This window comes from Paraburkholderia sp. (genome assembly GCF_034668105.1).
Classification (GTDB): Bacteria; Pseudomonadota; Gammaproteobacteria; order Burkholderiales; family Burkholderiaceae; genus Paraburkholderia.
The window spans coordinates 1-7,525 of record NZ_JAXDPY010000430.1 but is presented as its reverse complement, the minus strand read 5'-3'; the positions used below and the strand labels follow the sequence as shown (position 1 = coordinate 7,525).

Below are 7,525 nucleotides of genomic sequence, written 5' to 3'. Positions count from 1 at the left end.
GATTTCGCGGGTGTCAAGGAGGTGGCGGGCTATATCACGCCGGTGCCGGGCGGCGTCGGTCCAATGACCATCACGATGCTGCTCGTCAACACGATCGAAGCCGCCGAGCGCGAAGCGTCGAAGGGCTGATACCCAAGCTCCGTGCAAGGGCCTGGCAGGAAGGCCTGTACAAAGGGCTTCTGGAAACGAAAACCGGCGCTTTGGAGCGCCGGTTTTGCTTTGTAGTTGGGCCTCCCGCGCCAAGGTTCAACGGGCCGCCGGATCGCTTGTCGCGATGCCCGGCGAGCCGAGCGGCACGCGCGAGCGCGCCAGACGCCGCCGGCACCACGTCAGCACGGGCCGCTCCACAAAGTGCCACGACAGCGCCGCGCACAGCAGAATGAACGGCGCGGCAATCAGCACCGCGACCACATGGCTCAACTGCGGCGCGATATTCGCGACGCATTGCTGCACCATAAAACCGTACAGATAAATCCCATACGAGTAATCGTGGCGCGGCACGAAACGCCGCAAAAGCGGTGTTGTGCCGACCCACAGCACGCCGTAAACAAAAGCCAGATAGAACAGCGGTTGAGCGCCGGCGGTATCGCGAAACACCAGAAACACCATCGCCAGCGCGAGTGCCGCCAGGCCGTTGAGGTCAATCCGTTCGCGCCATCCGTACAGCAGCATCCCCAGCAGGAAAAACGGCTCCGGCCAGAACGAATAGCCGCCAGGCGTTTCGCTGAAATCACGCAGCCCGATCTGTAAATGCGGCAGATGCACGCGAAAGACGAATGCGGCGCAGCCGAGCGCGAACGCCAGCGCCACGCGGCGCGCGCTGGACAGCAGCCCCAGCATGCCGGTCACCATCACGATCAGATAGCAGCGCACTTCGAGCGGCAGCGTCCACAGCGGCCCGCAGATGTCGACGGCAAAGCGGTTGTGCTCGAATACGCCAGGCAGCGCCCAGCCGGTTTTCAGCACAATGGTGGAAAAATTGTCGAGGTTGCCCCACGTCATGCCCGAGGCGAAATAGTCGCGCAGCGGCAGCGTCGTGAACAGCGGCCCGAGGATGAATACGGTCACCAGTGAACCGCCCGCCACCGCCGGCCACAGGCGCGCGATGCGCAACGCGACGAAACGCGGCACCGAGCGTTGCCGGTCGAAACTCGCGGTCACCAGCATGCCGCTCAGCAGAAAAAACGCGTAGACGCCGAGTGCGCCGAAACCGTCGAAACCGAGCGCGTTCTGAACCCAATCCGTCGTGCCGTCGGGTGCCTGCAGCAGATACGAATGGCCATACACCACGGCAACGGCGGCAAGAAGCCGCACCAGATCGAAGTTGTTGCCGTTGCGCGATAGAGCGTGCGAAAGCGGATTCATCGATACCTCTTACGAAAAACGTCGCCGACGGGTAGCGATACGCCAGAATGCGGCATAGCAGCAATTCACACCGTTCGCTTTCGCACAGACGAGCGCGGCTGCCCGCAGCCCGCGCGCGATTCGCTCACCGCGCGCACAGTCGCGCGACATCTGATAATTTGTCTGGCGACGGATTGGAATCGGCGCGCCCTGCCCCAATAATGCCTATGGGGGTGTTATCGGGCGGCGTCGCGCGCGCCCGCCGATGCACCCAATTACCCGCTCACCCGTTCACCCGCGTCAGACAGGAAGCCTTATGTCCACTACCCCCTCGACTCACGACAATCCGCTCCTCGATTTTTCCGACCTGCCGCGCTTTGGCGACATCCGCCCCCAACATGTCACGCCCGCCCTCGATATCCTGCTCGCCAACGCGGCCGCCGCCGTCGAGCGCGCGGCGCTGCCCATCACGCCCGCTTCGTGGGCCGATGTGGTCGAGCCGGTCGAGCGCGCCACCGAACCACTGTCGCGCGCCTGGAGCGTGGTTGGCCATCTGAACGCCGTGGCCGATACGCCGGAACTGCGGGCCGTGTACGGCGAGAATCTGCCGCGCGTCACCGAATTCTGGTCGAGCGTGGGCCAGAACCTCGCGCTGTACGAGAAGTACAAGGCACTCAACGCGAGCGACGATTTCGCTTCGCTTACGGGCGAGCGCAAGAAGATCCTCGGCAATGCGCTGCGCGATTTCCGCCTCTCGGGCGCGGAATTGCCGGAAGACCAGAAGCCCCATTTCGCCGAATTGCAGGAACGCCAGGCGGGCTTGTCGAAAGCATTTTCGGATCACGTGCTCGATGCGACGAACGCCTACGCGTATTTCGTCGAAGCCGGCAATGAAGCACAACTGGCCGGCCTGCCCGAAGACGTGATCGAAGCCGCGAAGGAAGCGGCCGAACGCGAAGGCAAGACCGGCTACAAATTCACGCTGCACTTCCCGTCGTATTTCCCGGTAATGCAGTACTCGGAGAATCGCGCAATGCGCGAAGCCGTGTACCGCGCGTACGTGTCGCGTGCGTCTGAGCTCGGTCCGCAATACGGCAACGGCAAACCCGAATGGGACAACACGCAGGTACTCGCCGATCAGTTGAAGCTGCGCGCGGAAGAAGCGCACATGCTCGGCTACAACAACTTCGCCGAAGTCTCGCTCGCGCCGAAGATGGCCGAGTCGCCGGCACAGGTGATGGCCTTCCTCGAAGACCTCGCCACGCGCGCGCGTCCGCACGCTGAACAGGACTGGAAGGAACTGCGCGAATTCGCCGCGAACGAACTCGGCATGAGCGAGCTGCAACCGTGGGACATGACGTTCGCCGCTGAACGTTTGCGTCAGAAGCGTTATTCGTTCTCCGAGAACGAAGTCAAACAGTACTTTCCGGAAGACGCGGTATTCAAGGGCCTCTTCAAGGTCACCGAGACGCTGTTCGGGGTGCGTATCCGTCGCGACGAAGCGGCCGTGTGGCACCCGGACGTGCGCTTTTTCCGCGTTGAGAACCAGGACGGCGGCCTCGTCGCCCAGTTCTATCTCGACCTGTATGCACGCGAAGGCAAGCGCGGCGGCGCATGGATGGACGACGCGCGGGGCCGTCACAAGCACACGCATGGCAGCGTGCAAACGCCGGTCGCGTATCTGACCTGCAACTTCTCGGCGCCGGTCGGCGGCAAGCCGGCGTGCTTCACGCACGATGAAGTGATCACCCTGTTCCACGAGTTCGGCCACGGGCTGCATCACATGCTCACGCGTGTGGACGAACTGGGCGTGTCGGGCATCAACGGCGTCGAGTGGGACGCGGTCGAGTTGCCGTCGCAATTTATGGAGAACTTCTGCTGGGAGTGGGACGTGTTGAGCGACATGACCTCACACGTCGAAACCGCCAGACCGCTGCCGCGCGATCTGTTCGACAAGATGCTTGCCGCAAAGAACTTCCAGAGCGGTCTGGGCACCTTGCGCCAGATTGTGTTCTCGATGTTCGACATGCAACTGCACACCGGTTTCGACGCGTCCGGTACGAAGAGCGCGACCGAACTCGCGAGCGAGATCAACGAGCGTTTTCACGTGGTGCCGCAAGCTTCGTTCTCGCGCTGGCCGAATACCTTCAGCCACATTTTCGCGGGCGGCTATGCGGCGGGTTACTACAGCTACAAGTGGGCGGAAGTGCTGTCCGCCGACGCCTACGCGGCGTTCGAAGAAGCCGCGCAGGCCGCGAGTGGCAGCGTGCTCGATCAGGCGACCGGCATGCGGTATCGCAAGGAGATTCTGGAAGTGGGCGGCAGCCGTCCCGCGATGGAATCGTTCAAGGCGTTCCGTGGCCGCGAGCCGAATATCGACGCCTTGTTGCGGCACAACGGCATGACGCCTGGCGCGGCGCATTGATCTTGCATTGAAGTGTTCGGCGGCATTGTAGATAGCGCCGACGCAGATGAAAAAGCCGGTGGCTTGCGTAAGCAAGCCCCGGCTTTTTTGCCTTTCACGCGTTCTTCGGGTGTGGCACGCTGCGGCTAACCGCGATGCAGTTTGAAATCCACCTCGGCAGGACGCCCGTCCAGCGACAACGCCGCGCGCGCAGCCGGCGCGCGGCTTACCACCTTGCCGCGACTCACCACCGCGAGCCGCGCCGCACGCAAGCGGATCGCTTCGACCGGATCGCGGGCGTCGAGCAGCACGAGATTGGCTGCGCTTCCCGGCGCGATGCCGTAGCCTTCCAACCCGAGAATACGCGCGGCATTCACGGTGACCGCGTCGAAGCACGCATGCATACCGTCGACACCCGTCATCTGCGCAACATGCAAGCCCATGTGCGCGACTTCGAGCATGTCGCCGGAGCCGAGGCTGTACCACGGGTCCATCACGCAATCGTGACCGAACGCGACGTTGATGCCCGCCGCCATCATCTCCGGTACGCGGGTCATGCCGCGGCGCTTCGGATACGTGTCGCTGCGGCCCTGCAGCGTGATGTTGATCAACGGATTGGCGATCGCCGCGACGCCCGACTCGCGCATCAGCGGCAAGAGCTTGCTGACGTAGTAGTTGTCCATGGAGTGCATCGAGGTCAGGTGCGAACCGGTGACGCGCCCATGCAGGCCGAGCCGGTGCGTTTCGGCTGCGAGCGTTTCGATATGGCGCGACAGCGGATCGTCCGATTCGTCGCAATGCATGTCGACCCGCAAGCCCTGCTCCGCCGCGAACTCGCACAACATGCGCACGGATTGGGCGCCGTCGGCCATCGTGCGTTCGAAATGCGGAATCCCGCCGACCACGTCGACGCCCATCTTGATCGAGCGCTTCAGGTTCTCGAATGCGCCGGCGCTGCGCAATACGCCGTCCTGTGGAAACGCCACCAGCTGCAGATCGAGATACGGGGCGACGCGGCGCTTCACTTCGACCAGCGCTTCGACCGCGAGCAAGCGCGAGTCGCACACATCCACGTGGCTGCGGATGGCCAGCAAGCCACGCGCGACAGCCCAGTCGCAATACTGCAGTGCGCGCTCGACCAGCGCCTCCTGGGTGAGGTCCGGCTTCAGTTCACCCCATAGCGCGATGCCTTCCAGCAAGGTGCCCGACGCGTTCACGCGCGGCAGACCATATGACAACGTCGCGTCCATGTGGAAATGCGGATCGACGAATGGCGGCGTGACGAGCGAACCGGCGGCGTCGATTTCTTCGCGTGCGCTGGCGGCCAGATTCGGCTCGACGGCCACGATGCGGCCCGCTTCGATGCCGATGTCGACCGGCTGCCGTTGCTGGCTTTTCTGCGGCGTGGCGCTCGGCGGCAGCATCGCGCGGCGGATGATCAGATCCATGAATCACTCCCAGTTGACCGCTCTTTGAATGATGTCGATTCTATCGGCGTCAGAAAGTGCGTGGCGGGGTTTTGTTTTGACTGAATGCCGTACCGGTGATCTGAGGGGAATCCGTACCGGCTGCGGGCAGGAACGTCCGCCTATACTCGGTTTTTCGAACCTGCGAGGCGTGGGAATTCGGCGTTTGACGTTTGGCTCCTGCGTTAGCGTTCTCCTTCGCCACAGATCGGCTCGCACCCTCTACCCACGGAGCAAAAAACCATGAAAACCATCGGCGTGATCGGCGGGATGAGTTGGGAATCGTCCACCGAGTACTACAAGCTCCTGAACCGCCACGCCAAGGCGCGCCTCGGCGGGCATCACAATGCCCGCAGCCTCATGTTGACACTTGACTTTGCGCCGATCGAGGCGAATCAGCGCGCCGGCGACTGGACTGCCCTTGGCCAGCAGTTGGCCGACGCCGCCCGTCAACTCGAACGCGGCGGCGCCGACCTGGTGATACTGGCGACCAACACGATGCATCGCGTGTATGAATCGATCGAACGGGCGATCGACGTGCCGTTCCTGCACATCGCGGATCCCACCGGCAACGCGCTGCGCGCTGCGGGAATCGAGCGGGTGGGCTTGCTCGGCACGCGCTACACGATGGAACAGACTTTCTACACGGGCCGCTTGCGCGAGCGCTATGGCCTCGAGACGCTGGTTCCCGATGAAACCGAACGCGCGGATGTGCACCGCATCATCTACGACGAACTGTGCCACGGCAACGTGAGCGACACCTCGCGTGCGGTGTATCAACGTGTAATCGAAGGACTCGCCGCACGTGGCGCGCAAGCGGTGATTCTCGGCTGCACGGAAATCACCTTGCTGATCAAGCCGGAAGACTCGGCGTTACCCGTGTTCGACACGACCGCGTTGCATGCGCAGGCGGCGGTGGAATGGGCGATCGATTCGGACTGAATGCCAGCGTGCGGGGCGATTGTGTAGCGCGGCCCGGTTGCTTCGTCTGGGCGCGCATGAGAAAGTTGACGTCACAAGTTAAAAAGCCCGCGTAGCTTGCGCTAGCGGGCTTTCAACAATGCTGGGTTGCGGGGGTAGGATTTGAACCTACGACCTTCGGGTTATGAGCCCGACGAGCTGCCAGACTGCTCCACCCCGCGTCAGAGAAAAAAATTATAGCGGGTTGTCAGCAAGACGTCAAACAATCGGATGAAATAGTTTCAAACGAAGTGCGCGACGCGTGTCCCGTTCATGCATGCCTCACGCTGCAACGAGCAGGCAAACTCAAAGATCCTCAACCGTCGCGCCGTCCACTTTGCCGTCGATGATATCCGCGCCGTACTGGCTTGCGCTGCGCTTGGCGACGCCGAAGTCGGAGAACGTGGACGTCAGCACGAGACGAAATACACGGCTTGCCTTCGAGCCGCTAATCGCTCCCGGCCGGCAGACGCGTACCGCAACGTCGTAACCTTCGGCATGACGCTTGTGGCCGTCGAACTTGTCGAACTGCCGCGAAAACACCAGCGGATGCACTTCGAAGTCCTTATAAAGGGCTGGATAAAGTTGTGCCATGGACCATTCCCGATGCGCGTAAATGTGATCCCACTATACGCCGCGGCATGACAGGACCGGGCTTTTATTTTTCACGGCGGGCGGGACGATTTTCACGGTCGTGCGCCTCGCGCGATAAGATGCGGGGCTATCGGCCAGCCCCGATCCTGTCAAACCGGACGTGGGTCGCCGGATGGGCAGATCAGGCAATAGAGCAAAAACAAGAGGCAAAGCCTTTCAAAGACTTTGCCCAAAGAATGTGAGGACCTCATGAAAATCGCCACCTGGAACGTCAACTCCCTCAAAGTACGTGAACAGCATGTAATCGACTGGCTCGGCACCAGCCAGACCGACGTGCTGTGCCTGCAGGAATTGAAGCTGACCGACGACAAATTCCCGCGCGCCGCGCTCGAGGAAAAAGGTTACCGGAGCTGGTTCGCGGGCCAGAAAACCTACAACGGCGTCGGTATTCTGGTGCGCGACGGCCTGAACGTCGACCCGAGCACCGTCGTGCGCAATATCCCCGGCTTCGAGGATCCGCAGCAACGCGTGATTGCCGCAACCGTCGACGGCGTGCGCATTATCTCCGCATACTTCCCCAACGGCCAGGCGCCGGGCACCGACAAGTTCGCCTACAAGCTGCGCTGGCTTGCTGCGCTGCATGACTGGATCGCGCGCGAAATGGCGCTCTATCCGAAGCTCGCGCTGCTCGGCGACTACAACATCGCACCGGAAGATCGCGACGTCCACGATCCAAAAGCATGGGAAGGCCAGAATC

General features: G+C 62.3%; 6 protein-coding genes, 1 tRNA gene and 1 pseudogene. 4 read left to right on the top strand and 4 right to left on the bottom strand.

Going from position 1 to position 7,525, the window contains the following annotated elements:
- Nucleotides 1-129, top strand: a pseudogene (locus QOC89_RS19490) (bifunctional methylenetetrahydrofolate dehydrogenase/methenyltetrahydrofolate cyclohydrolase); the annotation flags it as partial.
- Nucleotides 130-246: 117 nt separating this feature from the next.
- Here QOC89_RS19490 and QOC89_RS19485 read toward each other — a convergent pair.
- Nucleotides 247-1,365 (bottom strand): acyltransferase, encoded by a 1,119-nt coding sequence (locus QOC89_RS19485; RefSeq protein WP_323046519.1) that lies wholly within the window; start codon nt 1,363-1,365, stop codon nt 247-249.
- A 295-nt stretch (nt 1,366-1,660) separates the two neighbouring features.
- On the opposite strand from QOC89_RS19485, the gene QOC89_RS19480 reads away from it, so the two are divergent.
- A complete protein-coding gene (locus tag QOC89_RS19480; RefSeq protein WP_323046518.1) occupies nt 1,661-3,769 on the top strand; it encodes a M3 family metallopeptidase in 2,109 nt (702 codons plus the stop codon).
- A gap of 125 nt (nt 3,770-3,894) precedes the next feature.
- Here the strand turns inward: QOC89_RS19480 and QOC89_RS19475 are convergent, their stop codons facing one another.
- Nucleotides 3,895-5,196: an amidohydrolase family protein gene (locus QOC89_RS19475; protein WP_323046517.1), complete on the bottom strand. Its 1,302-nt coding sequence runs from the start codon at nt 5,194-5,196 to the stop codon at nt 3,895-3,897.
- A 261-nt stretch (nt 5,197-5,457) separates the two neighbouring features.
- On the opposite strand from QOC89_RS19475, the gene QOC89_RS19470 reads away from it, so the two are divergent.
- Complete coding sequence (locus QOC89_RS19470; protein ID WP_323046516.1) at nt 5,458-6,156, top strand: aspartate/glutamate racemase family protein; 699 nt, start codon at nt 5,458-5,460, stop codon at nt 6,154-6,156.
- 126 nt (nt 6,157-6,282) lie between these two features.
- On the opposite strand, the gene QOC89_RS19465 is transcribed toward QOC89_RS19470, so the two are convergent.
- Nucleotides 6,283-6,356 (bottom strand) — tRNA-Met (locus QOC89_RS19465).
- 124 nt (nt 6,357-6,480) lie between these two features.
- Nucleotides 6,481-6,768, bottom strand: a complete 288-nt coding sequence (locus QOC89_RS19460) for a hypothetical protein (RefSeq protein ID WP_179732908.1) — start codon at nt 6,766-6,768, stop codon at nt 6,481-6,483.
- Between the two features lie 249 nt (nt 6,769-7,017).
- Here QOC89_RS19460 and QOC89_RS19455 point away from each other — a divergent pair.
- Nucleotides 7,018-7,525 (top strand): exodeoxyribonuclease III (locus QOC89_RS19455; protein ID WP_323046515.1); only part of this gene is annotated, 508 nt, incomplete at its 3' end.

Coding starts and splice junctions, on each gene's coding strand:
- QOC89_RS19485 (WP_323046519.1), bottom strand. CDS start 1,365: ATGAATCCGCTTTCGCACGCTCTATCGCGCAACGGCAACAACTTCGAT.
- QOC89_RS19480 (WP_323046518.1), top strand. CDS start 1,661: ATGTCCACTACCCCCTCGACTCACGACAATCCGCTCCTCGATTTTTCC.
- QOC89_RS19475 (WP_323046517.1), bottom strand. CDS start 5,196: ATGGATCTGATCATCCGCCGCGCGATGCTGCCGCCGAGCGCCACGCCG.
- QOC89_RS19470 (WP_323046516.1), top strand. CDS start 5,458: ATGAAAACCATCGGCGTGATCGGCGGGATGAGTTGGGAATCGTCCACC.
- QOC89_RS19460 (WP_179732908.1), bottom strand. CDS start 6,768: ATGGCACAACTTTATCCAGCCCTTTATAAGGACTTCGAAGTGCATCCG.